24 protein-coding genes are annotated in these 23,464 nt (G+C 69.7%); 9 read left to right on the top strand and 15 right to left on the bottom strand.

From position 1 onward, the window contains the following. Positions 1-3: 3 nt before the first annotated feature. Complete coding sequence (locus tag B9Y70_RS04150; RefSeq protein ID WP_085548999.1) at positions 4-1,239, bottom strand: Fic family protein; 1,236 nt, start codon at positions 1,237-1,239, stop codon at positions 4-6. 122 nt (positions 1,240-1,361) lie between these two features. Further along, complete coding sequence (locus tag B9Y70_RS04145; RefSeq protein ID WP_085548998.1) at positions 1,362-1,913, bottom strand: DNA-3-methyladenine glycosylase; 552 nt, start codon at positions 1,911-1,913, stop codon at positions 1,362-1,364. Positions 1,914-1,945: 32 nt separating this feature from the next. Between B9Y70_RS04145 and B9Y70_RS04140 the strand changes: the two genes are divergently transcribed. Both B9Y70_RS04140 and B9Y70_RS04135 read left to right on the top strand, forming a co-directional pair. After that, a complete protein-coding gene (locus B9Y70_RS04140) occupies positions 1,946-2,527 on the top strand; it encodes an HAD family hydrolase (protein WP_085548997.1) in 582 nt (193 codons plus the stop codon). Further along, entirely contained in the window at positions 2,524-3,048 is a 525-nt protein-coding gene (locus B9Y70_RS04135) for a gamma carbonic anhydrase family protein (protein ID WP_085548996.1), read from the top strand. The genes B9Y70_RS04140 and B9Y70_RS04135 overlap by 4 nt, the downstream gene beginning before the upstream one ends. Here B9Y70_RS04135 and B9Y70_RS04130 read toward each other — a convergent pair. Beyond that, positions 3,038-3,433: an arsenate-mycothiol transferase ArsC gene (locus tag B9Y70_RS04130; RefSeq protein ID WP_085548995.1), complete on the bottom strand. Its 396-nt coding sequence runs from the start codon at positions 3,431-3,433 to the stop codon at positions 3,038-3,040. The two genes, B9Y70_RS04135 and B9Y70_RS04130, sit on opposite strands and share 11 nt — an antisense overlap. After that, entirely contained in the window at positions 3,430-4,491 is a 1,062-nt protein-coding gene (gene arsB / locus B9Y70_RS04125; protein WP_085548994.1) for an ACR3 family arsenite efflux transporter, read from the bottom strand. The genes B9Y70_RS04130 and arsB overlap by 4 nt, the downstream gene beginning before the upstream one ends. Positions 4,492-4,542: 51 nt before the next feature. Between arsB and B9Y70_RS04120 the strand changes: the two genes are divergently transcribed. Both B9Y70_RS04120 and B9Y70_RS04115 read left to right on the top strand, forming a co-directional pair. Next, positions 4,543-4,857: an ArsR/SmtB family transcription factor gene (locus B9Y70_RS04120; RefSeq protein ID WP_085548993.1), complete on the top strand. Its 315-nt coding sequence runs from the start codon at positions 4,543-4,545 to the stop codon at positions 4,855-4,857. Position 4,858: 1 nt separating this feature from the next. Next, positions 4,859-5,815 (top strand): FAD-dependent oxidoreductase, encoded by a 957-nt coding sequence (locus B9Y70_RS04115; RefSeq protein WP_085548992.1) that lies wholly within the window; start codon positions 4,859-4,861, stop codon positions 5,813-5,815. On the opposite strand, the gene panC is transcribed toward B9Y70_RS04115, so the two are convergent. The 6 genes from panC to B9Y70_RS04085 all read right to left on the bottom strand — a co-directional run bounded on the left by panC (position 5,778) and on the right by B9Y70_RS04085 (position 11,705). Beyond that, complete coding sequence (gene panC, locus B9Y70_RS04110) at positions 5,778-6,629, bottom strand: pantoate--beta-alanine ligase (protein WP_085548991.1); 852 nt, start codon at positions 6,627-6,629, stop codon at positions 5,778-5,780. The genes B9Y70_RS04115 and panC overlap by 38 nt on opposite strands. Then, the gene (gene panB / locus B9Y70_RS04105; protein ID WP_085548990.1) at positions 6,626-7,435 is read right to left on the bottom strand and encodes a 3-methyl-2-oxobutanoate hydroxymethyltransferase; all 810 of its coding nucleotides are present in this window, start codon (positions 7,433-7,435) and stop codon (positions 6,626-6,628) included. Before panB ends, panC begins: the two co-directional genes overlap by 4 nt. A gap of 133 nt (positions 7,436-7,568) precedes the next feature. Then, positions 7,569-8,636, bottom strand: a complete 1,068-nt coding sequence (locus B9Y70_RS04100) for an ROK family transcriptional regulator (RefSeq protein WP_085548989.1) — start codon at positions 8,634-8,636, stop codon at positions 7,569-7,571. A gap of 50 nt (positions 8,637-8,686) precedes the next feature. Then, the gene (locus tag B9Y70_RS04095) at positions 8,687-9,988 is read right to left on the bottom strand and encodes an MFS transporter (RefSeq protein WP_085548988.1); all 1,302 of its coding nucleotides are present in this window, start codon (positions 9,986-9,988) and stop codon (positions 8,687-8,689) included. Between the two features lie 23 nt (positions 9,989-10,011). Then, a complete protein-coding gene (locus B9Y70_RS04090; protein WP_159449778.1) occupies positions 10,012-10,647 on the bottom strand; it encodes an LppP/LprE family lipoprotein in 636 nt (211 codons plus the stop codon). 293 nt (positions 10,648-10,940) lie between these two features. After that, positions 10,941-11,705 (bottom strand): NAD-dependent deacylase, encoded by a 765-nt coding sequence (locus B9Y70_RS04085; RefSeq protein ID WP_143337510.1) that lies wholly within the window; start codon positions 11,703-11,705, stop codon positions 10,941-10,943. Between the two features lie 34 nt (positions 11,706-11,739). Here B9Y70_RS04085 and B9Y70_RS04080 point away from each other — a divergent pair, with 34 nt between their 5' ends. From B9Y70_RS04080 to B9Y70_RS04060, 3 genes are all read left to right on the top strand, one after another. Beyond that, positions 11,740-12,744, top strand: coding sequence for a TIGR00730 family Rossman fold protein (locus B9Y70_RS04080; protein WP_159449777.1), 1,005 nt, complete (start codon positions 11,740-11,742; stop codon positions 12,742-12,744). A 29-nt stretch (positions 12,745-12,773) separates the two neighbouring features. Further along, a complete protein-coding gene (locus B9Y70_RS04075; protein ID WP_085548985.1) occupies positions 12,774-14,429 on the top strand; it encodes a DUF885 domain-containing protein in 1,656 nt (551 codons plus the stop codon). Between the two features lie 1,122 nt (positions 14,430-15,551). Further along, a complete protein-coding gene (locus tag B9Y70_RS04060) occupies positions 15,552-16,253 on the top strand; it encodes a pirin family protein (protein WP_085548982.1) in 702 nt (233 codons plus the stop codon). On the opposite strand, the gene B9Y70_RS04055 is transcribed toward B9Y70_RS04060, so the two are convergent. Genes B9Y70_RS04055 through B9Y70_RS04045 form a run of 3 tightly spaced genes read right to left on the bottom strand, consistent with a single transcriptional unit; the run spans position 16,243 to position 19,396 of the window. Beyond that, complete coding sequence (locus B9Y70_RS04055; RefSeq protein ID WP_085548981.1) at positions 16,243-17,259, bottom strand: AbrB family transcriptional regulator; 1,017 nt, start codon at positions 17,257-17,259, stop codon at positions 16,243-16,245. The genes B9Y70_RS04060 and B9Y70_RS04055 overlap by 11 nt on opposite strands. After that, entirely contained in the window at positions 17,259-18,314 is a 1,056-nt protein-coding gene (locus tag B9Y70_RS04050) for an AbrB family transcriptional regulator (RefSeq protein ID WP_085548980.1), read from the bottom strand. The genes B9Y70_RS04055 and B9Y70_RS04050 overlap by 1 nt, the downstream gene beginning before the upstream one ends. A 38-nt stretch (positions 18,315-18,352) precedes the next feature. After that, entirely contained in the window at positions 18,353-19,396 is a 1,044-nt protein-coding gene (locus tag B9Y70_RS04045) for a hypothetical protein (protein WP_143337509.1), read from the bottom strand. A 68-nt stretch (positions 19,397-19,464) separates the two neighbouring features. On the opposite strand from B9Y70_RS04045, the gene B9Y70_RS04040 reads away from it, so the two are divergent. Both B9Y70_RS04040 and B9Y70_RS04035 read left to right on the top strand, forming a co-directional pair. Further along, on the top strand, positions 19,465-20,244 hold the full coding sequence (locus B9Y70_RS04040) for a TSUP family transporter (RefSeq protein WP_085548978.1): 780 nt from the start codon (positions 19,465-19,467) through the stop codon (positions 20,242-20,244). Between the two features lie 44 nt (positions 20,245-20,288). Next, positions 20,289-20,516: a hypothetical protein gene (locus B9Y70_RS04035; RefSeq protein ID WP_085548977.1), complete on the top strand. Its 228-nt coding sequence runs from the start codon at positions 20,289-20,291 to the stop codon at positions 20,514-20,516. On the opposite strand, the gene B9Y70_RS04030 is transcribed toward B9Y70_RS04035, so the two are convergent. Then, positions 20,517-22,835 carry an ATP-dependent RNA helicase gene (locus B9Y70_RS04030; RefSeq protein ID WP_085548976.1) on the bottom strand — a complete coding sequence of 773 codons (2,319 nt, stop codon included), beginning with the start codon at positions 22,833-22,835 and terminating at the stop codon, positions 20,517-20,519. Then, entirely contained in the window at positions 22,828-23,463 is a 636-nt protein-coding gene (locus tag B9Y70_RS04025; RefSeq protein WP_143337508.1) for a sugar O-acetyltransferase, read from the bottom strand. The genes B9Y70_RS04030 and B9Y70_RS04025 overlap by 8 nt, the downstream gene beginning before the upstream one ends. Between the last annotated feature and the right edge of the window lies 1 nt (position 23,464).

Raw genomic sequence — 23,464 nt, 5'->3', positions numbered from 1 at the left:
CCTTCAATGCACGGTATCCGGGTGAGGAAGCCCCAGAAGGTCCCTCCCTGCGGTCGACAGGACGAGCCGGAGGGGGCGACGGGAGGTCGGGACAATGAATCCCAACTCCTCGAGTTCCTTCAGATAGAGGCGTGCCTGCTGGGGGGAGAGGTCCAGGTATTCGGCGACTTCGGCCACCTTGGTTCCTGAGGGTGAACCGAACAGATCCACCTGCCCGAAGAGGTAGAGAATCTTGACCGCGTGTTCCGGCTTCACGGCGGCTTCGCGGCGAATGCGTTCGATCTCCCGGTCCAACTGAGTCAGCAGATAGTCACGCGCCGCCAGATCGGCAACCAGCTCCTGCTGGGAATCGGAGATCGCTTCGAGCATCATCTGGGCGAAGGACGTACCATCACCTCTATTCATCGGGTCCTCCACGTCCGTGAAGGCCCGATAGTATTTCCGTCGGTCTTCGTGCAGAGTCCGTGACAGGGTCAGTGCAGTCGCCGTGGACAACAGCTCGCTGAGCCGGAGGCCCAGCAGATACCGGCCGGTGCGTCCGTTACCGTCGTAGAACGGATGAACGCATTCGAACATGAAATGGGACATGACGGCAGACACGAGAGGTGCCGTCTCGGAATTGGTCAGGGCTGTGAGTGTGACCTGCAGCCCCGCAGTGATTTTGGCTTCCGGTTGGAAACCCCGGTGTACTGTGCGCCCTCCTCCGTCAGGGATGTCGACGATGTCACCCCGGAACAGTTCACCGTCCGGACGATCGGTCTCGTCGAGTTCCCCATCCATGATCCGGTCATAAAGAGCGCGAAGGTCGTGGACTGACGTCGGGATCGTTCCGTCACCGCGGCCGAGCGCCAGATACAGGTGGGACAGCTCGCGGAATCGGCGGTGTTCCGGTGAACGACGATTCGACTCTTCCAGGGCGTCTTCAATCTGGCGCCGGGTCGATTGCACACCTTCAATGGCGTTGGTGAACATGACTTCATTGAGCAGCAACGATCGGATGTAGTGTCCTCGCGCTCCGGGCGGAAGGTTGAGCCAGGATTGCCGGATGTCCAGCTCTTGCTGATAGATCTTCTCCACCTGAGTGACCATGGGAAGCGTCAGCAGACAGAACAGCGAGCTTTCTCCGAGAGGAAAATCCCAATGGAGGGCCGCCTCGCTGCGGCGCCGCGACGTTTCCAGGGCTTCTGCGGCGGCGGCGCCCTCGGCGTGAAAAACCTTCTTGATCTGCGGGTGATTCATGGGCTTCCCTCAAATGATGGATTCGTGTCTTGAGTCAAAGAACACCTGCCTGCAACGGTGTCTTATTTATGGGAAACACCGGATTTCATAAATAAGGACGGGATCGCTGGCTCCTGTTTTCCTCACGCTCCACGCGGTCGCCCCCGCCGCGCGGAGACGGTGGGATGGCCGGGGATCCAGAACCGCAGCGGCGCGTCGACGTTTTTCGAGATACCGATCCGGGGTCCCGCCACCCACTCCGGGGCCCTGTCGGGCAGCTCCACCGTCACCGGCGTGCCGTTGTCCTCGAGCGTCAGGCCGAGTGTCTTGCCTAGGTTGCCGGGTCCGCTGGCCAGACGCTGGAAGGGGACGTCCCCGCGGCGTCGATAAGCGAGATCGTGCCCGGTAACCACCTCGCCCGCGCGCATGAGACACCCCTGACCTGTGCCTTCGGGCGCGCACACGAGGTTGCCCGCCAGGTGGATACCGTAGGAGAGGTAGACGTAGAGCCGCCCGGGCGGGCCGAACATGGCGGCGTTGCGCGGGGTCATGCCGCGGTAGGTGTGGGCGGCGGCGTCCTCGGCACCGAGGTAGGCCTCGACCTCCGTTAGCCGCACGGACACACCCCGGTGGCTGATGACGCAGCCGAGCAGCTCGGGGGCGACGAGGTCGGCGGGACGGGTGAAGTCGATCATGGCGCCCCAGTGTATTTACGTAGAGTGGGGGCATGAAAGCTGTGTTGTTCGACCTCTTCGGGGTGCTGCTGAAGGAGCGGGACGACGCCGGACGCCGCCGCGTCGAACTCGCCGTCGGCGGCGACGCGGCCATCTGGCCCATCTACGAGGATCTGCGCCCCGCCTACGATTCCGGCGACGTCGGCGACGAGCGCTTCTGGCGTCAGCTGCAGGTCCGCGCCGGGCTGGAGCCCTTCGACATCACCGAGGCCGTCGCCGCGGACTGGGAGTCCACCATTCAGGAGGACGAGGAGATGGTTTCCTTCGCGCTCTCGCTTATCGACGACCGCGTCTGCACCGGCATCCTCTCCAACCTCCCCGCCGGCCTGGCGAAACGCGCCCGCGCGGAGCACGAATGGCTCGAGCGCGTCGACGCCGTCACCATGTCGTGCGACATCGGGCTCATTAAGCCGGATCCGCGGGCGTACGCTGTGGCCCTCGACGCGATGGGTGTGTCCGCCAAGGACACCGTCTACGTCGACGCCGACCCGGTCAACGTCGCCGCCGCCGCGGAGCTGGGGATGCAGGCCGTGCACTTCACGGGCATCGAATCGGTACGGGAGGCCCTGCGATGAACAACATCATCGAGTTCGAGGGGAAGAAGCCCCGCATCCACCCCTCGGCGTGGATCGCGCCGACCGCCGTCATCATCGGTGACGTCGAGATCGGCCCCGACAGTTCCGTGTTCTACGGCTGCGTCCTGCGGGGCGACGTCAACGCCATCCGCATCGGCGCGCGCACCAACATCCAGGACAACTCCGTCCTGCACGTCGACGGCGACGCCCCCTGCACCCTCGGCGACGATGTCACCGTCGGACACATGGCGCTCGTCCACGGCACGACCGTCGGGGACGGCACCCTCGTCGGCATGAAGTCGGCGCTGCTCTCGCGCTCCGTCATCGGCTCGGGAGCGCTCATCGCCGCCGGGGCCGTGGTGCTCGAGGGCTTCGAGGTCCCCGACCATGCGCTGGCGGCGGGTGTGCCCGCGAAGATCCGGCGTGAGCTGGAGCCGGAGCAGTACGAGGGCTTCATCCCGCACGCCGGCCGCTACGTCGACCTGTCGAAGCGGCACGCGGCGCTGGACGCTACTCGGTGACGAGCGCCTGCACGCGGGCGTCGATGTCGTCGCGCACGAGGCGCATGCGCTCCATGCCGGTGATGCCCCGTTCGGAGGGCTCGTCGGTGACCCAGCGCTCGAGCTCGCCGGCGGCGTCCGCCGGGAGTTCCAGCTGAGCGTCGGCACCGAGGATGATGACGTGGTCGACGCGGCGCAGCAGTTCCTCGTCGACGCCCTTCGGGGTGCCGCCGGACATGTCGGCGCCGACCTCGGCGATGGCCGCGACAGACTCGGTGTTGAGCCTCGACCCCGGCTTCGTGCCGGCGGAGTGGACCTCCCAGCCGGGGGCATGCTTGGCGGCCAGGGCGGCAGCCATCTGGGACTTGCCGCCGTTGCCGACGCAGATGAACAGGACAGAACTCATGAGTGCACCAGTTCCTTCTCGGAGGGGAGTGTGGAGTCGCCGGGGTAGAGGCGCGGCCCCAACCACAGCATGACGTAGACGAGGCCGACGAGCACGGGGACCTCGATGAGCGGGCCGATCGTGCCCGCCAGGGCCTGCGGGGAGGTGGCGCCGAAGGTGCCGACACTCACCGCGATCGCCAGCTCGAAGTTGTTGCCCGCCGCGGTGAAGGCGACGGCCGCCGACTTCTCGTAGTTGAGGCCGACGATCTTCGTGGCCACCACGGAGATGAGGAACATGCCCACGAAGTAGCCGAGCAGGGGAATCGCCAGGCGGGCGACGGTCCACGGCTGGCTGGTGATCTTCTCGCCCTGCAGGGAGAACAGCAGGACGATGGTGTACAGCAGGCCGACGAGCGCCAGCGGGGAGATCCTCGGGATGAACACGGTGTTGTACCACTCGCGGCCCTTGAGGCGCTCGCCGAGGACCCGGGAGAGCACGCCCGCCAGCAGCGGGATGCCGAGGAACACGAGCACCGACACCACGATCGACCAGAACGAGAAGTCCGCGGCGGTGGTGGGCAGGCCCAGCCAGGAGGGCAGGATCTGCAGGTAGAACCAGCCGAGCACGCCGAACATGAGGATCTGGAAGACCGAGTTCACGGCGACGAGGACGGCGGTGGCCTCGCGGTCGCCGCACGCCAGGTCATTCCAGATGAGAACCATGGCGATGCAGCGGGCCAGGCCGACGATGATGAGGCCGGTGCGCAGTTCCGGCTGGTCGGGCAGGAAGATCCAGGCCAGCGCGAACATGAACGCCGGCCCGAGGACCCAGTTGAGGAAGAGGGAGACCGCCATGAGGCGGCGGTCCGCGGTGATGTCGGCGGTCTTGTCGTAGCGCACCTTCGCCAGGGGCGGGTACATCATGACGAGGAGTCCGAGGGCGATGGGCAGGGAGATCTGGCCGATCTCCAGGGAGCCGAGGAGGTCGGCGATGCCGGGGACGGTGCGGCCGATGAGCAGGCCGGCGGCCATGGCCAGCAGAATCCAGGCGGGGAGCCAGCGATCGAGGAAAGACATGGGAACCTCACATATTGAAGGCGGTCAATGTGATCGTACTATGCTGGGGCCATGAACGACTGCTGCGCGCTCAACTCCGGTCCTCTCTCCGACGACGAGGCCGCCCACTACGCGAAGCTGTTCTCCTGCGTCGCCGAACCGGCCCGCCTGCGGATTCTCACCGAGATCGCCGGCTGCGGCTGCGACCCCGTCACCGTCAACGAACTCGCCGAACGCATCGGCCTCAGCCAGCCGACCGTCTCGCACCACCTCAAGAAGCTCACCGAGTGCGGACTCATCGACCGCGAGCAGCAGGGTCGCACCGTCACCCACACCGTCGTCCCGGAGGCCTTCGCGGAGCTACGCGGCGTCCTCCAGATGGACTGACATGCACGAGGTGATCATCGTCGGCGCCGGGCAGGCGGGCCTCGCCACGGCGTACTACCTCCGCCGGCAGGGCATCGCCCCGCTGCTTCTCGACGCCCACCCCACCCCCGGTGCCGCCTGGCACCACGTGTGGCCGTCGATGACCCTGTTCAGCACCGCGGAGTTCTCCAACCTCCCCGGCATGCCGATGCCCGCCTACGACGGCTTCCCACCGGCCAGCCACGTCATCGACTACCTCGCCGCCTACGAGAAACGCTACGACCTGCAGGTGGAACGGCCCGTCACGGTGGAGAATGTCACCCACGACGGTGCCGCCTTCACCCTCCACGCGGGGGAACGGCAGTGGCGGGCCCGTCAGGTGGTGGCGGCCACCGGCACGTGGTCCGCGCCCTTCGTGCCCGCCTACCCGGGCACGTTCGACGGGGAGCAGTGGCACTCGGCGAACTACCCGGGGCCGGAACGGTTCGTCGATAAGCAGGTCGCGGTGGTGGGCGCGGCGAACTCCGCGGCGCAGATCGCCGCGGAACTCAGCGAGGTCGCCGACGTCACCTGGTACACGCGCGCGGAGCCGCGGTGGATGCCCGACGACGTCGACGGGCGCGTGCTCTTCCGCCGCAACCGCCTGCGCGCCCTGGCGATCCTGCGCGGCGAGGACGACCCCGGGGCGGACTCGGACCTCGGCGACATCGTCGTCCTGCCCGCCGTGAAAGCGGCGCGGGACTCCGGGCGTCTCGTGGCGACGCCGCAGTTCACCAGCCTCGACGAGGTCACCGCCGACCACCTCATCTGGTGCACCGGCTTCCGCCCCGCCCTGCGCCCCTTCCGCGGCGTCATGGACCGCGGCCTGCCGTTGCACCTCGTCGGTTACGGCGACTGGACCGGACCCGGCTCGGCGACCATCACCGGGGTCGGGCCCTACGCTAAGCGGACGGCGGAAGCAGTCGCACGTTGTCGATGAGGCGCGTGCCACCGACGTGGATCGCCGCGACGGCCAACGCCCCCGCGCCGACCTCGTCCACGGGCAGCAGAGTGGCGGCGTCGACGACCTCGAGGTGATCGAGCTCCACGCCCGCGGCGGCGCTCAGCGTGGCGCGGGCCCCCTCGACATCGAGGGGCTGGCCGGCCGCGGCGCGTTCCCGCAGGGCAGACAGGGTGCGCGGCAGCACGAGCGCCTGCTCGCGGGCCTGCCGCGTGAGGTGCTGGTTACGGGAGGACTCTGCCAGGCCGTCCGCACCCCGGATGATGGGGACCGGGCGGATCTGCAGATCAAAGTCGAGGTCGGCGACCATGCGCTGGATGATCGCCAGCTGCTGGGCGTCCTTCTCCCCGAAGTACGCCCGGTCCGGGCGCACCAGGTGGAAGAGCTTGGCCACCACCGTGGTCACCCCGTCGAAATGCCCCGGGCGGGAGGCGCCCTCGAGTCGCTCACCCATCTCACCCGCACGCACCCACACCTGCGGCAGACCGTCCGGGTACATCTCCTCCACCGCGGGGGCGAAGACGACGTCCACGTCAAGGGACTCCAGGAAGGCGACATCCTTGTCGAGGTCACGCGGGTAGTGGCGGTAGTCGTCGCAGTCGCCGAGATCCGTGAACTGCAGCGGGTTGACGAAGATGCTCACCACCACTGAGGTGTTCTCCCCGGCGGCCAGCGACACCAGCTGACCGTGCCCGTCGTGGAGGGCACCCATCGTGGGCACCAGGCCGACCGCGCCCGGCAGCTCGGCGACGGCCGCCCGCAGCTGCGCGATCGTGCGCGCGACGACGGTCACTTCTCGTCCCCGAAGGACTCGGACTCGTTGGGGAAGTCACCGGACTCGACGTCGGCGAGGTAGGCGCGGGCGGCGTCGAGCAAAACGGCCCCCACGTCGGCGTACTTCCGCGCGAAACGCGGGGTGTGGCCGCGGGTGAGGCCGAAGGCGTCGGTCCACACGAGGACCTGGCCGTCGGTGTCCGGGCCGGCGCCGATGCCGATCGTCGGGATGCGCAGCTCGCGGGAGATCTCCCCGGCGATCCCCGCCGGCACCATCTCCAGGACGACCGCGAAGGCACCGGCCTCCTGGACCGCGAGGGCGTCCGCGCGCAGCTGCGCGGCTGCCTCGCCACGACCCTGGACGACGTAACCGCCGAGCGCGTGCTCGGACTGCGGGGTGTAACCGATGTGCGCCATGACCGGGATGCCGGCGTCGACCAGCGTGCGGATCGTCGGGGCGATCTCCACCCCACCCTCGATCTTCACCGCGGCGACACCGGTGGACTTCATGAAGCGGGCGGCCGTCTCCAGCGCCTGGGCGGGGGAGACCTCGTAGGAGCCGAAGGGCAGGTCGGTGACCACGAAGGCCCGCTGCGTCGCGCGGGCGACGGCGGTGGCCATGGTCATCATCTCCTCGACCGTGATGGACAGGGTCGAGTCCTGGCCGAGGACCACGTTCGCGGCGGAATCGCCGACGAGCAGCAGGTCGATGCCCGCCTCGTCGAAGATGGCGGCCGTCGGGGCGTCATAGGCGGTGAGGCAGGAGATCTTGCGCCCCTCGGCCTTGGCCTGGGCGAAGTGGCGGGTACGCATCCGGGAAACCATGGCTTCAGAGTATAGGCGGGCGGGTGCGGCGGAAAGGCATCCGTACTCGCGTACTCCGATTCCAGAGAGCGACGACGTTTCCCCAGGTGAAATCCGGCGCTCCGGGGAATCGGAGTACGCGAGTACGCGGGGCCTACACGCCCTGGCTCGCGGCCAGGACCTTGAGCGGCTCCCGCAGCAGCGGATCGAGCGCGACGGCGCGGGCGATGGCGCGGACCACCTCGCGGTGGGTGGGGATGAGGCGCAGCTGGATCTCCGGGGCCCGGTGGCGCACCGTCGCGGCGAACAGCTTCGGGGCGGCCGGGTCGTCGATGAAGGCGGAACCGGCCAGGACGACCGTGGCGGGGGAGTGGCGCTCCACGAGCTCGACGGTGAGGTGGCCGAGGTCGCGGGCGCGGGCGTCGAGAAGCTCGCGGGCCTCGGGGGCGGCGGCGGCCTCGCTGAGGGTGGACCAGCGGTCGCCGAGGACGGCCGCCGTGGTGAGGTCGCGGGCCCCGGCGGGCAGATCGACCTGGGCGACGCCCAGCTCATCGGCGACGGCGGCACCGATGGAGTCGTCGGCGAAGAGCGCCATGGTGTCACTGGTGTCGGTGCCGGTGGGCAGGTCGGAGGACTGGATCTCGGAACCGAGGATCGCGGGGACCGCCGCGGAGACCACGACCGGCACGGAGAACTGGTAGCGCAGACGCCCGGCGAAGTCTACGCCGTGCCAGCCGAGGTTGGGGGCGTCGACGATGCCGTCGTCGGTGACCCGACCCGAGGTGGTCACGCCGACCGAGGCCAGCGGGCGGTCGAGCCCGGCGGTGAGACGGTTGAGGCCGGCCATGACGTGCTCGATGAAGTCGGATTCGCTGAGCTCGGCGACGGGGGTGGGCACGTCGGCGTCGCGGATGGTGCGGCCGCGGGAGTCGAAGAGCCCGATGTAGGTGGTCGACGTACCGACGGCGATGCCGGCGTGCAGGGCGGCGTTGTTGGTCAGCTCCAGCGGGATCGTCGGGCGGCCGCGCCCCTGGGAGCGGGTGAGGTCGGTGCGCTCGTGGACGAGACCTGCACCGATCAGTGCGTTGACGGCCCGGGTGATCGTCGGCTGGGACAGTCCGGTGGCCTCGACGAGTTCGCCCCGGGTGACTATCTGGTGCAGTCGCGCGAGGTGGAGGCACTTTGCCGCCGGGGTGCGCGGGCGGGAGAAAACGGTGGCCATAGCGGCATAGTACATACTTTCAGACTGTCCTGTCTAATTTAGTGGACAGATCAGTCTGTGACGGGGTCGGCATCCACGGTCCGCGGGCCCGGCCGGAGGTAGTTGGTGAACGACGGCACGAACACCGCACACAGCAGCGTCCCCACCACGACAAGCACGCCACCCAGCAGCGTCGCCAGGCCCACCCCGAAGGGCCCGGCCGCCCACCCGTGCAGCACGTCCGCCAGGCGAGGACCACCCACCACGACGACGATGTACACGCCCTGGATACGGCCCTGGACGTGCTCCGCCGCGGACTGCTGGAGGATCGCCGTGCGCAACGCCGCCGAGAACATGTCCGCCGCGCCACCGAGCACGAGCATGAGGATGACCATCCACGCCCACATCGTCACCGCGCCGGGGCTGAGCATGACGGCCCCACCCGCGATGATGACCGCCACGCCCCAGGCTACGATGCACACGATGACCGCCAGACCCTGGCGCACCACCCGCGACACCCACCCGGAGAGCAGCCCGCCGAGCACCGCGCCCGCCGCCATCGACGAGTACAGCAGCGCCAGCATCATGCCGCCGCCCCCGTCGCCGCTCTCGCCGAAGCTCTCCGCGGCGATCTCGGGGTAGAGGGCGCGCGGCATGCCGAAGGTCATGGCGATGAGGTCGAGGAGCATCGCCACCAGGAGGATCGGCTGGGTCCACAGGTAGGACAGGCCGTCGACGACCGAGCGGAAGCCGGCCTTCTGTGCCTGCCCGCTCGGCGGCAGGGAGGGCAGCGCGAGCACCGCGCCGAGCGTCGGGATGAGCAGCGCCGCGTCGAGCGCATACAGCCACGAGAACCCGATGAGCGGGATGAGCGCACCCGCGATGAGCGGGCCGACGATCGCGCCGAACTGCATGAGCATCATGTTGAGGCTCGACCCCGCCGGCAGCTGCTCCAGCGGCAGGATCGACCGGAACACCGCCGTGCGGGTCGGCTGATTGACCGCGAAGAACGCCTGCTGCAGCGCGAACACCGACAGCAGCCACCACACGTTGGTGTTCCCGGCGACGCTGAGTCCCCAGAACGCCAGGGCCGTGAGAATCATGCCCAGCGTGGACACCACGAGCACCTTGCGCTTGTCGAAGCCGTCCGCGATCGACCCGCCGTAGAGTCCGAAGATCACCAGCGGCACGAGCCCGAAGAGGCCGGTCAGTCCGACGTAGGCGGAGGAGCCGGTGATGGCGTAGATCTGCACCGGGACGGCGACGACGGTGAGCTGCGCACCGATGGTGGTGGCGATGTTGGCGGTCCACAGGCGTCGATAAGCAGGGACCTGGAGGGGCCGGGTGTCGGCAAAGATGTCACGAAAGCTCACAAGGAGAATCGTAGCCCTGCCGCTCAGGGGGTGAGATTCACGGTTTCGGCGGCGACGGCCTCGTAGCGCGCGGCATCCGGCCCCTCGGTGACCAACCGCCCGTCGCGCCACGCATGGTCGACGACGTAGATCTCCGTGACACCCTCCGCGGTGGAACGGCCCGCATGTCCGTGGATGACCTGGACGGTGGTGTCGCCGAGACGCGTCACGTCCTCGATGCTCCGGATCTCGGAGGGCGCCGGGTCCGTGATCAGTTCGTCGTAATGGAAGAACACCACGACATCCGCGATCGACGACCCGGTGCCCGCCGGCCCGCGCTCGGCGTCACCGTTCGACCCGTGGAGCACCGCCCAGCTCAGCGGCAGGCAGGGGTCGAAGTTGTTCCGCATGTTGTCTGGGGAGAAGAGGAAGAGGAAACCCGAGAAGTCGGTGGGCACACCGATGAGGTCGGTGCCGTGGAAGGGGACGGTCTGCGAGGATGTGAACAGCGCGGTGTCCTCGATGCGGGCGTCCGGGTTCGCGCATTCCTCCGGCTCCGACTGCGGCGCGGCCGCCGCCGTCTCTGTCACCGTCGTCAGCACCGTCACCTCGTCCGGCCCGGGGCTGGTGCAGGCGCCCAGGGAGAGGGCGGCGAGGAGGGGGAGTGCGATCTTCGTCATGCCTGCAGAGTCTAGGTGCGGGGATGAGGGCGGGCGAGAGGTCGGCGACCCATCCCTTTTCCTTGTCAACCGACTGCGGGAGGAGCACACTGGGAGGTTGGCCAACCGGTAAGGAGGACACCATGTCCACCCCATCCCCCGACGCCCCCGACGCCCCCGACCACGAGAATCATCCCCACGAGCATGGCCCCGGCTGCGGCCACGAGGCCGTCGAGCACGGTGACCATGTCGACTACATCCATGACGGCCACCGCCACGCCAAGCACGATGACCACTGGGACGAGCACCAGGCGCTAATCCAGCGTCAACCCCATGACGAGCTGCGGCAGCCCCTGCGCGGCCGTCGTCCGCCAGGACACGTCCGCGATGCGGGACAGCTCCGTGGGCTCGGGAGAGATCTCCAGGATCTTCGCCCCGAAGTGCTTCGCCACCAGCGGCAACCCGGCCGCGGGTTGCACCACCCCGGATGTGCCGACCACGACCACCAGGTCGGCGGCCGCCATCCGGGCTTCGGCGCGTCCCCACTCGTCCTGGGGCAGCATCTCGCCGAACCACACCACGCCGGGCCGCACGAGGTTGCCGCACAGCGGGCACTCGGGAGGGGCGAGCCGCGCGACGGGCTCCGCGGGGTAGTCGATCCGCCCCTTCCAGGGCCGTGAACAGATGGTGCACCGGTAGGCGAAGAGGGAGCCGTGCAGGTGCACCACGTCCTCCGCGCCGCCGCGTTCGTGCAGGTCGTCGATGTTCTGGGTGGTGACGCCGACGTGCACCCCGTCGAGAGAGGCCCAGTCGGCGATCGCCCGGTGCCCGGCGTTGGGGTCCGCGTCGCGGCAGACGGTGCCGCGCCACAGGTACCAGGCCCACATCGGTTCGGGGTCCTTCGCCCACGAGTCCACGGACGCGAACGCCACCGGATCGACCTTCGTCCACAGGCCGGTCTGGGCGTCGCGGAACGTGTCGAGGCCGGATTCGGCGGACATCCCGGCCCCGGTGAAGATCTCCACTCGGGCGGCGTCGCGGGCGAGGGCGAGAGCATCGGCAAACTGGTCGGTACCCATGCACCCCACGGTACCGGCGATAGAATCGGACATCATGGGACTGACTTTCCGCCCGATGACCGTCGACGACCACGGGCTGCGGCGCGCGGCCGCCTCCGACAACACCCACGGTGCCGATGTCGACGTCCCCCCGCTCAGCCTCTACCTCGACTTCCGTCCCGAGCGTGGCGACGCCGGGTTCGTCGCCCTCGACGGCGGGCGCCCCGTCGGCCTCATCCAGGCGACCTTCATCCGCGGGTGGGGTCATGTCGCCGGGGACATCCCCGAGATCATGCTCAACGTCGCCGCGGGCCACCGGAACATCGGCCTGGGTTCGCAGCTCATCGACCGCCTCGCAGAGCACGCCCGCCTCGCCGGCTGGCCGGGGCTGAGCCTGTCGGTGGAGGAGGGCAACGTCGCCCGCCGTCTCTACGAGCGCAAGGGTTTCGTCGACCGGGCGGCCGCCGGCACGATGCTGCTCAACCTCTCCGACCGCATCACGTCCGTCGCCGTCTACTGCGGCTCCTCCCACGGTGCGCGTCCGGAGTACACGACGGCCGCCCGGGAGCTCGGCCACGAACTGGCCCGCCGCCACCTCACCCTCGTGTACGGCGGCGGTGCCGTCGGATTGATGGGGGTGGTGGCGGACGCGGTCGTCGATAAGCAGGGGGCGGTGACCGGTGTCATCCCGCGCCAGCTCGTCGACCGGGAACTCGCCCACCCCGGGCTCACCCGGCTCGAGGTCGTCGAGACGATGGCCCAGCGCAAATCCCGCATGGAACAGCTCGCCGACGCGTTCATCGCCCTGCCCGGCGGCGCCGGCACCCTCGAGGAACTCTTCGAGGTGCTCACCATGCAGCAGCTCGGCCACATCCGCGGGCCCGTGGCGCTGTGTAATACGGAGGGCTTCTGGGATCCGCAGATCGCCATGCTGCACCGCGCCGTCGACGAAGGCTTCCTCCGCGCCAAGTACGTCGACTGCCTCGTCGTCGCCGACACGCCCGCCGCCGTCCTCGACGCCTTCACCGACTGGACATCCCCGGGCCGAAAATGGGACTGAAACGTCCCACGGCGGTACACTGCCCTGTCATGAGTTCCGATACCAGTCGCTCGCCTTCGCTTCTCGACGCGTCGTGCGAGGGATTCGTCTACGACCTGGCAGCTCTCTCCCCCACCGACGCCACCGCCTGGGGCATCCCCGGATTCGACGGTGAGCTGCAGGACTTCTCCCCCGACTACTGGGAGGCCGTCGCCGACCGCACCCGCGAGATGATCGCGGACGTCGACGCCTTCGACGACGGCACCGACGACTCCGACGACGAGGACGACTTCGACGAGGTCGACCACGTCACCGCAGCCGTCCTCCGCGACCGCCTGTGCCTGGACCTCGACCTCCACCACCACGGCGAGAACCTGGCGCTGCTCAACAACATCGCCTCCCCGGTGCAGACGATCCGCGACACCCTCCTCATCATGCCGACCGACACGCCCGAGCAGATCGACGCCGTCCGCTCCCGCCTGTCCAAGGTCCCCGCCGCCCTCGCCGGCTACCGCGAGTCCCTCGCCGAGGCCGCCGGCCACGGCCACGTCGCCCCCATCCGCCAGATCGACGAGCTGTACTCCCAGTGCCAGGACCTCGTCGAATCACCCTCCCTCCTCGACGACATCGGCCTGGAGAGGGACTCCGCCGAGGTCGAGACCGCCAAGAAGGCCTTCGAGGAGATGGGCGACTGGCTCTCCGAAAAGCTGGCCACCCACGCCCCCAAGGAGGACGCCGTCGGCCGGGAGCGCTATCAGCGCTTCTCCCACCTCTTCGTCGGCGACACCGTCGACCTCGACGAGGCCTACACCTGGGGCCTCGAGCGCCTCCACGAGATCGACGCCGAGCAGCAGGCCATCGCCCGCCAGCTCTACGACACCGACGACGTCCGCCAGGCCTTCCGCCGCCTCAACAACGAACCGGACTACACCCTGCACGGCACCGACGCCCTGCTGGAGTGGATGCAGAAGACCGCCGACCGGGCCGTCGACGCCCTCCACGGCACCGCCTTCGACATCCCCGAGCCCGTGCAGACCATCGAGTGCTGCATCGACCCGGCCGGCACCGGCGGCATCTTTTACACCCCGCCGTCCGACGACTTCTCCCGCCCCGGCCGCATGTGGTGGTCCGTCCCCGCAGGTCAGGAGAAGTTCCACACCTGGCAGGAACTGACCACCGTCTTCCATGAGGGTGTCCCCGGCCACCACCTGCAGATCGGCCAGACCCTCGTCGAGCGTCAGAACCTCAACCTGTGGCGCCGCGTCGCCTGCTGGAACTCCGGTCACGGCGAGGGCTGGGCCCTCTACGCCGAGCAGCTCATGGAGGAGCTCGGCCACCACGAGGATCCCGCCACCCGCATGGGGCTTCTCGACGCCCAGCGTCTCCGCGCCGCCCGCGTCGTCCTCGACATCGGCGTCCACCTGGGCAAGAAGGTCCCCGAGGGCACCATGACCTGGGACGCCACCTACGCCAAGGCCTTCCTCCGCGAGAACACCGCCATGGACGAGGCCAACCTGCGCTTCGAGCTCAACCGCTACCTCGGCTGGCCCGGCCAGGCCCCGTCCTACGCGCTGGGCCAGCGTCTCTGGCAGCAGACGCGGGACGACGCCGTCGCCCAGGGTATGACCGTGCCCGAGTTCCACTCGAAGGCGCTCTCCCTCGGTTCCATCCCGATGTCGATTCTGCGGGAGCAGCTGCTCGACTAGGTGCGGTGTCGGCGGGCGTTTGGACCTGACGTTAAACCCCGGTTTCGACCCTGTCCTGGGGTTTTCCGGATCCTGCGTCAGGTGCACTTGTCCGGCCGGCCTGTCACCACCCTGCGGTGCCACCCGCTCGGAGGGTGAAGTGCCATCTGAACACGGACGTGTCCTCGAAGCTGAGACGCTGGGGGAGGATGTCGCTGGACGGGCCCCGCCGTTGAGCCTCCACACGACGGTGTCCACGATCTGCTCGATGACCTTGTCCGCGTGCCGGTATACGCATTCCCCGGTGTAATGCAGGACCAGCCAGCCGCGGCGGGCCCCGTCGTTGGCTTTCCAGCGGTCGATGATGAAAGTGGATTCGTTGTCGCCGCTGGCCAGCGCCGCGTGGTAGCGGAAGCTGTCGAGGTCGATGAGGATTCTGGCCTCGGGGATGGCGTAGTCCCAATGGTAGAACCCGATTTTGTGGTTCTGGATGACGGTGACGCCGCGGTCCTTGAGTGCTCTCTTCAGGGCCCTGGCGAGGGTTCGTTCTGATGCGCTGTCGGAGGCTATGGAGGACATCGCGATGACGTCGCGCAGCGCAGCGGGCACGCGCGGAAACTGTCGGAGATCCGCGGCCAGGGTGGCGTTGCCCTCCCGTCCGGCGTAGTGCTTCTCCAGGAAAGTCCGTGCGGCCGAGGTATCGGTATCCAGCAGGTCCCGGATGGCGGCGAGGGGTGTGACAACCCGGTGTCCGTCGACGGTCCGGTGGGGGAGGGCTCGCACCTGGGTGACCGTCAACAGCGGGGTGTCCTGGTAGGTGTTCGGCCTCGCCACCTGCCCTTTCAGCGGGGTCGTCATGGTCTTCCCGTCGTAGATCTGGCGTGCCGTCGCGCCAGCGAAGACCAGGTGAGGTCGCGTCACCGCCACAGCCTTGAGCAGCAGCTCGCCTTCGGCGCGTTCGATGCAGTAGACGCCGTGTTCAACGCGGTGCAGTCGGCCCTCCCGTACCAGTGCGTCGCGTTGGCGACGCCCGATGCCCAGGTCCGCGAGTTGCGCGGCGCGGTAGACAGTCCCCATGTCCCAACCCCCTGGTCGTCACTGTAGGGGGTGGCATGGGGGTCCGCACCCGCTAAGCTAGGTGACATGACAGCATTTACCGTCGTCCGCTCCGGGGAGCGCGACCGCTGGCGCGATGCCGCCGTCGATTCGCGGCAGTCCTTCCCGGCCACCGGCAATTTCGACCTCGAGGGCAACGCCTTCGGTCTGCTGCTCGTCCACAACGACGACACCGTCTCACCCGGCGAGGGTTTCGACATGCACTTCCACAAGGACGTCGAGATCGTCACCTGGGTCATCGACGGCGCCGTCCACCATCGCGACTCCGGCTCCGACGACATCACCGAGGTCCGCGCCGGCATGGCGCAGCACATCTCTGCCGGGTCCGGCGTGCGCCACTCGGAGGTCAACGCCGGGGGCTACACCTCCGGCCGCACCGTGCGGGTCGTGCAGTCGTGGTTGCCGGCGGACGAGCTCGGGACCACGCCCGCGCACACCAGCCACGACTTCTCCGACCGGCAGGGTCTGACGCAGGTCGCCGGCGAGGGCTCCCCGCTGCCGCTCGGCACCGCGGGTGCCTCCCTCTACACGGCGCTTATCGACGCCGCCCCCGTCACCGTCCCCGGTTCCGCCTACGTCCACCTGTACGTCATGGCGGGGCGTGTCGACGCCGCCGGCCACACCCTCGAGGAGGGTGATGTGCTGCGGGGTCGGGACGTCGAGAAGCTCGAGGTGAGCGGTGACGGTGAGATCCTCGTGTGGGTGATGGACCGGGCGATCAGCGCCTGAGCAGGCGGGGCAGGTACCCGGCGATGACCAGCAGCGTGAGCAGGCGGATGAGCTGGATCGCCACGACGGCCGGGCCGGCCCCGCCCTCGGACGACAGGGCGAGGACGGTCTCCAGTGCGCCCGGGCTGGTCGCCAGGTAGGCCTCGAAGTAGGTGATGTCCAGCCACCAGGCCAGGGGGAAGGCGGTGGCGGCGCACGCGGCGATGACGACGACGATGAACGTCACCGTCGCGGGCAGCTGCCGGGCGAAGACGCGCAACGCCGGGACGGAGAGAGCACCGCCGCACAGCCAGCCGATCGCCAGGAAGGCGGCGATGCGGAAGGGCTCCGGCGGCAGGAAGGACCACTGCGGCAGCGCCAGACCGAGCGCGACGGTGATGAGCAGCGGGCCGAGCACGCTCGGCACCGGCAGGCGCACGAGGCGGCCCAGGTCCTCACCGAAGAACGCGATCGCCGCGATGACCACCACCAGGAGCCACGGCTGCGCGCCCTGCGCCTCGACGAACTGGCCGCCCGGGTGATGGAAGAACGCCGTCACCAGGGGCAGGGAGATGGAGACGGCGAGGAGGCGGAGGTACTGGGCGAGGGCGACGAAGCGGTAGTCGGCACCCAGTTCCTTCGCCACCACCGGCAGGATCGACGCCCCGCCGGCGAGCATGGAGAGGATGCCGGTCTCGGGGGCGATCTCCGCTTCCCGACGCGCCAGCAGCAGTCCACCCGCGATACCGATGCCGAGCGTCACCACCGCCACGAGCAGCCCCGGGACGAGCAGCCCGCCGAGCGTCGCCAGCGGAATCCCCACCAGCGGCAGGCCGGCGAGCATGCCGATGACGCCGCGGCCGAAACGGTAGACGCCGACATGGACGTCGAGCTCCCGGCCGGTTCCCAGAGCCATCGCGCCCGACGCGATGATCGCCGCCAGGATCCACGCCGCCGGCACCTGCCAGAAGGAGAACAGCCACCCCAGGGCGACCGACGCCGGGGCGACGACCGCCCAGCGCCACATCAGGCGCGGCCCCGCAGCAGGAAGCGCAGGATCTGCGGCAGCCAGCCCGCGATGAGCAGCACGCCCAGCAGGCGGATGAGCTGGATCGCCACGACGGCCGGGCCGGCCCCACCCTCCGACGACAGGGCCAGGGCGGTCTCGATCGCGCCGGGGCTCGTCGCCAGGTACGCCTCGAAGTACGTGATGCCCACCCAGTGCATGATCGGGACGGCCAGCAGCGCACAGACCACGGACAGGCCGACGATGAAGACGATCGTCGCGGGCAGCTGGCGGGCGAACAGGCGCAGCGCGGGCATCGACAGCGCGCCGCCGCACATCCAGCCGACCACCAGGAAGGCGAACACCCGGAAGAACTCCGGCGGCTGCAGCGACCACCCGGCGGGCAGGGTCAGCGCCAGCACCACCGTGATGGCCAGCGGCCCGAAGATGCCCGGCGAGGGCAGGCGCAGGAACTTGCCCAGGTCCATGCCGAAGAACGCGATGAGCAGCACGACGGGGAACATCCACCAGTTCACGCTCGGCGGAGTCACCCCACCCGCGGCGGCCGGGGTGGTGAAGAAGGCGGTGACCAGCGGCAACGTCATCGACACCGCGAGCAGGCGCAGGTACTGCGAGAGGGCCACGTAGCGGAAGTCCGCCCCCAGCTCCTTCGCCAGCACCGGCATCACCGAGGACCCGCCGGCGAGCATCGACAGCACGCCCGTCTCCCGGGAGATCTCCGGTTCGGTCCGTGCCAGCAGCAGGCCGCCGACGATGCCGGCCACCACCACGACGAGCGCCACCACCAGGCCCGGGGCCAGGTACCCGGCCAGTTCTCCGAGCGCGACCCCGGCGAGGGGGATGCCCGCGAGCATGCCGATCGTGCCCCGTCCCACCCGGTTGACGAACCTGTTGAGCGGCAGCTCCACCCCGCTGAGCAGCGCGGAGGCCCCGGACGCGAGAATGCCCGCCAGGATCCACCCGGCGGGCACGTTCCACCACGCGAAGAGCAGCCCGAGTAGCACGGAGGCGGGGGCGACGACGAGCCAGCGCAGTGCCACGTTGTCGGACTTCATGCCTTAAGACACTACGACGCGGGTCAAATCATGTCCGATCAGTCGTTGAAGGGCCCCACGTATCCGGGGGAGATGTGGACCCCTTGGCCGGGTTCGAGACCGATCTTCGCGACGTTCGGTTCGCGCAGGTCCACCACCGCGTTCCCCACCTTGTACATGTTGTCCCGCGCCAGGGAGGGCAGGCCGGTCGGGTCGGGGGCGGTGGTGGTGTCCGTCTCCACCCGCGCCGGGGAGATCGTGTACGTCACGTGGTTGGCGCCGTCGTCGTCCCAGTGGGCCTCGAACAGGGCGTGGCAGTCGGCGATGCGGCCGTCGTCGTGCCCGAGGTCGCACTGGAGGGTGCGCTCGTTGTTGAGCGGCAGGAGGTAGCGGCCGGCGGACATCTCGGCGGCGTAGGGGCTGCCGTGGGCGTTGCCGGCCGGGGGCAGTCCCGCCTGCGAGTCGAGGGGCGGGTTACGGAAGTCGATGACCGGGACGCTCCCGCGCAGGCCATCCGGGGTGGTGTAGCCGACGAGCTCGAGGTGGTCGTTCTCCAGGGAGTAGGACTCCTCGGACGTGCGCGGGTCCTGGTTGTGCCGCCACGTGACGAGCGCGGCGTTCTCGTCGAGACGCTCCACATTCTCGACGCCCGCGTACAGGGGCGGCTGGTAGTTGAACACCAGGCCGTCACCGGTGAACAGCACGACCGTCCCGGCCGGGCGGGCGTTGTCTCCGTTGATGTCGCCGATGGAGCCGTCGAGAAGCACCCAGCTGAGGTCGCGGCAGGAGTCGTAGGCGTTCTCCTGGATCCGGAAGTGGAAATACTCCGAGGTGCTGGTGAGGATGCGGTTCGTGCGCAGGTGCCCGCCGAATTCGCTGTCCGCGAGATCGCCGGAGGTGCAGTCGTCCTCCGGGGCGGTCGGGGTGGTGCCCGGCGGGGTGGGGTCCGGGCTGCGGGTCCCGGCGGTGCTGGTCACGGTGCTGGCGGTGGCCGGGGGTTCGCTGGTGCCGGGCGCGGCGCTATTGTCGGCGGGAGTACACGCGACCAGCGCCGTGGCCGCCAGCAGGCCGAGCACGGTGGTGGGCATTCGGTGGTGACGCATGACGTACCTCCATATCGGGTGTATCTGTTCAATCGTATTGGCCACGAAAGCTGTTACCGGGAGGGTCCGTGGAACTGGAGCTCGGCGCATGGGCCGTCCTCGTGGGCGGTGCCCTGGTCGCGGGCTGGATCGACGCGGTCATCGGCGGCGGGGGACTGGTGATGATACCGCTGCTCATGGCGGCGGTGCCGGGGTTGGCCCCGGCGACGGCGCTGGGCACGAACAAGCTGGTGAGCATCTCGGGCACGACGTCGGCGGCGTGGACGCTCGTGCGTCGCATCCGGCCCCGCGTCCGCCCGGCGTACGTCGGCCTGGCGCTGGTCTGTTCGGCGGCGGGGGCCCTGTCGGCCGCGCTCATCGACGCCACGGTCCTGCGCCCCCTCATCATCGTTCTGCTGCTTGTCGCCGGCACGTTCGTGGCGGTGCGGCCGCAGTTCGGGACCCAGGCTGGCAGCGGGGTGGTCGGCAGCGGGGTGGTCGGGCGGTGGCGACGCTGGCTGGTGCTGCTGCTCGTCGGCGTCATCGCGTTCTACGACGGCATTTTCGGGCCGGGCACAGGCATGTTCCTCATCATGGCGTTCACGGCGGTGCTCTCCCAGGATTTCCTGCGTTCGGCGGCGCTGGCGAAGGTGGTCAACGCGACGACCAACCTCGGGGCGCTGCTGGTGTTCATCCTCGGCGGGCACGTGTGGTGGCAGCTCGGCCTGGTGCTGGCGGTGGCGAACATCTCCGGTGCACAACTGGGGGCGCGGACGGTGCTGGGTGGCGGGGCGCGCTTCGTGCGGGCGGCGCTGCTGGTGCTGGTCGTCGTGATGAGCGCGTACCTCGGGTGGCAGCAGTTCTCCTGATTACTGGCACCAATTTCCAAGTTTGCAACCTTAACCTCGGGGCCATGAGCACGACAGACATCATCACCCGGGTCCACGCCCCGTCCGACCTCACCGGCGACGAGGCCGCCCTCGACTTCCTCGCCGGGGAGTTCTTCCTGGCGAAGGTCTACGGCAACCATTCCCTCGAGGTGGTGGCTCCCGCCGATCTGCTGCCCGCCCTGGCCACGGCCGCCGGCGCCTTCGACGCCGCGGACATGCCCGGGAACTTCCGCCTGGTGGAGGCGGCGTAGCTACATCCTCTTCTTCGTCCGGGCCGTCGCGGGCGCGGTCCACGGGTCCTCCGGCCACGGATGTTTGGGGTAGCGTCCGCGCATCTCCGCCCGGACCTGGGCGTACGGTCCCGACCAGAAGCTGGCCAGGTCGTCCGTCACGGCCAGCGGGCGCCCGGCGGGGGAGAGCAGGTGGAACTGCACCGGCACCCCGGCGAGAACCGGGGATTCGGACAGGCCGAAACACTCCTGCAGCTTGACGCTCACCACGGGCCGACCGCTGGAGTAGTCCACGCGGTGCCGGCTCCCGCTGGGCACGAGCAGCCGCTCGGGCGCCAGCTCCTCGAGCCGCGTCGCCTCCGGCCACGGCAGCAGTCGCTGCAGGGCCGGGTACATGTCCACCCTGCTTATCGACGCCCCCCGCGCCACCCCCTCCAACTCCGGACCGAGCCAGGTCTGCGGGTCGGCGGACTCCACGTCGGGCCACGGATCGCCGAGTTGTTCATGCAGGTAGGCGACCCGCTCCCGCAGGCCCCGGGCGGCCTCGGAGAAATGGAACATGCCCAGGCCCTCCCGCTCCACGGTGGCGGCCAGGGCAGCGGCGGCCTCCTCCGGCGGGACCTGCACAGGGGTGGAACTCAGCTCGACGGCGCCGAGGCGGAGGACCTTCCGTCCGCGGACCTTCCCGTCGACGACGCGGGCCACGATCTCCTCCGACACCCCGACGACCTCCCGGGCCTGCGCCTCCGTGAGGCGGGCCGCCGCGCGGATCGTCGCCCCGGCGCGCCCCTCCCGGGAGGTGCCGCCGCTGCGGGTGACCTCGGCGACGGCCAGCCACTCCGCACCCGTCAGCCCCAGGTCGCCGGGCAGGACGGCGCGCGTGCCGCTGACCAGCAGGTACTCCTCGCCGACGCGCCGGGCCACCCGCCCGGGGAACGCCAGGGCGGTGATGACACCGGGGTCGGATTCCCCGGAACCGCCGCGCACCAGGCGTTCCAGGCGTTTGATCTCCCGGGCCGGGGCCTGGCCGCGGGCCACGTCACCGCGCGGGGAATCGGCCAGGACCGCCACCGTCCGGGCGGCCGCCGGGCCGCACTCGACGAGGGCGCGCCCCAGCCGCGGGTCGACCGGCAGGGCCGCCAGCTGCCGGCCGAGATCCGTCGCCGCACCCTCGTCGTCGATGGCGCCGATGCCCCGCAGCACCGTCTCGGCGGAGTCGAGGGCGGGGGAGGGAGGGGCGTCGGCAAGCGGGAGGCCGACGCCGCGGGGCGTGCCCCACACGGCCATCGTCAGGGCCGCCTGGGTGAGGTCGCTGGTGGCGATCTCCGGGGTGATGTGGGGGCGAAACTGCTGGTAGTCGGCCTGCGTGTAGGCGCGCAGCACCCGGCCGGGCCCCTCGCGGCCGGCGCGGCCGGCGCGCTGATCCACCGTCGACTGCGCGGCGGAGACGGTGACGAGACCGGTCATGTCGCGGGTGGCGTCGCGACGCGGCACACGCGACAGCCCCGAATCCACCACGACACGGACGCCGGGGACGGTCAAGGACGACTCGGCGATCGACGTTGCGACAATCACCCTCGCCTCACCGGACAGCGCCGCATCCTGCTCGCGGGCGTCGAGGGAACCGTGCAGCGGGACGGCCCCCGGGATGCGGCCCACCACGTACTCGACCTCGCGCACGCCGGGGACGAAGACGAGCACGGCGTCGTCGTGTCCCTGCGCCAGCCCCGCCAGGTGGTCGAGGAACTCGCGGGTGTTGCCCGCGCGCCCCGGATGCGGGGTGTAGTCAATGGTCAACGGATGCGTCACCGCCGGCGTGTCGAGGACAGGCGCGTCCATGAGCCCCGCGAACTTCTCGACGTCGAGCGTCGCCGACATCGCCACCACCGCGAGATCGTCCCGCAGTTCCGCGAGCTCGATCAGCATGCCCAGCACCAGATCGGTGTCCAGCTGTCGCTCGTGCACCTCGTCGACCGCGACCGCGCTGATACCCGTCAGCTCCGGGTCCGCCATGAGACGCCGCAGCAGCACGCCCGGCGTCATGAACTCCACCAGCTCACCCGGATGATGCTCACCACGGACCGAGAACCCCACCCGCTCGCCGATCCGGGAACCGTCGAGATGCGCCAGCCTCCGGGCCGCCGCCCGCACCGCGACCCGCCGTGGGGCCGTGACCAGTACCTTTCCGCCCGTGTGGTTGGCCAGCGCGGGCGGCACGAGCGTCGTCTTACCCGTACCGGGCGGGGCCTGCACCACCAGCGTGCGCTCCAGCAGCCCGGGCAGCTGATCGATCGTGTCGGCGACGGGCAGGCCCACGCCGATGCGCGCGAGATCAAACATGCTGACCGGCGACCGGGACGCCGTCGGAAAGCTGGGAGCGCTCCAGCTCACCGTCGGTGAGCGTGCGCACGACGCGGGCGGGGGACCCCAGCGCCAGGGAATCATCGGGGATGTCCTTCGTCACCAGCGCCCCGGCACCGATGACGCAGCGGTCACCGATGCGCACACCCGGCATGACGATGACCCCGGCACCGAACCAGCAGTCCTCCCCGACGGTGATCGGCCGCGCCTGCTCCCACCCGCCGCGCCGCATCTCCACATCGTGCAGCGGGTGGCCGACGGTGATGAACTGGCAGCCCGGGCCGACGAGGGTGCGGGCGCCGAAGGAGATGTCGGCGACGTCGAGAAGCACCGTATTGACGTTGAGGAAACACCCCTCACCGAAGGACAGGTGCCCGTACTCCAGGAACAACGGGGCGAACGTCTCGGGCACGTGCGGGCTGTCCGGCATGATCTTCCGGAGCAGTCCCTCCGCCCGCGCCGGCTCCGTGTTGCCGAGCGCGTTGAACTCCTTGAGCAGACGCGCGACCTCGCCATGCCGCGCCGCCACCTCCTCGGAAGCGGGCAGGTACCACCGGCCGGCGCGCAGGCCGGCGAGGGTGCTGTAGGTTCTGGGGTCAAAGCTCATG

Origin of the sequence: Corynebacterium pollutisoli (genome assembly GCF_900177745.1) — a bacterium.
Classification (GTDB): Bacteria; Actinomycetota; Actinomycetes; order Mycobacteriales; family Mycobacteriaceae; genus Corynebacterium; species Corynebacterium pollutisoli.
Note: the sequence above shows the minus strand (reverse complement) of the source record. Positions and strands in the feature narration are given on the sequence as shown.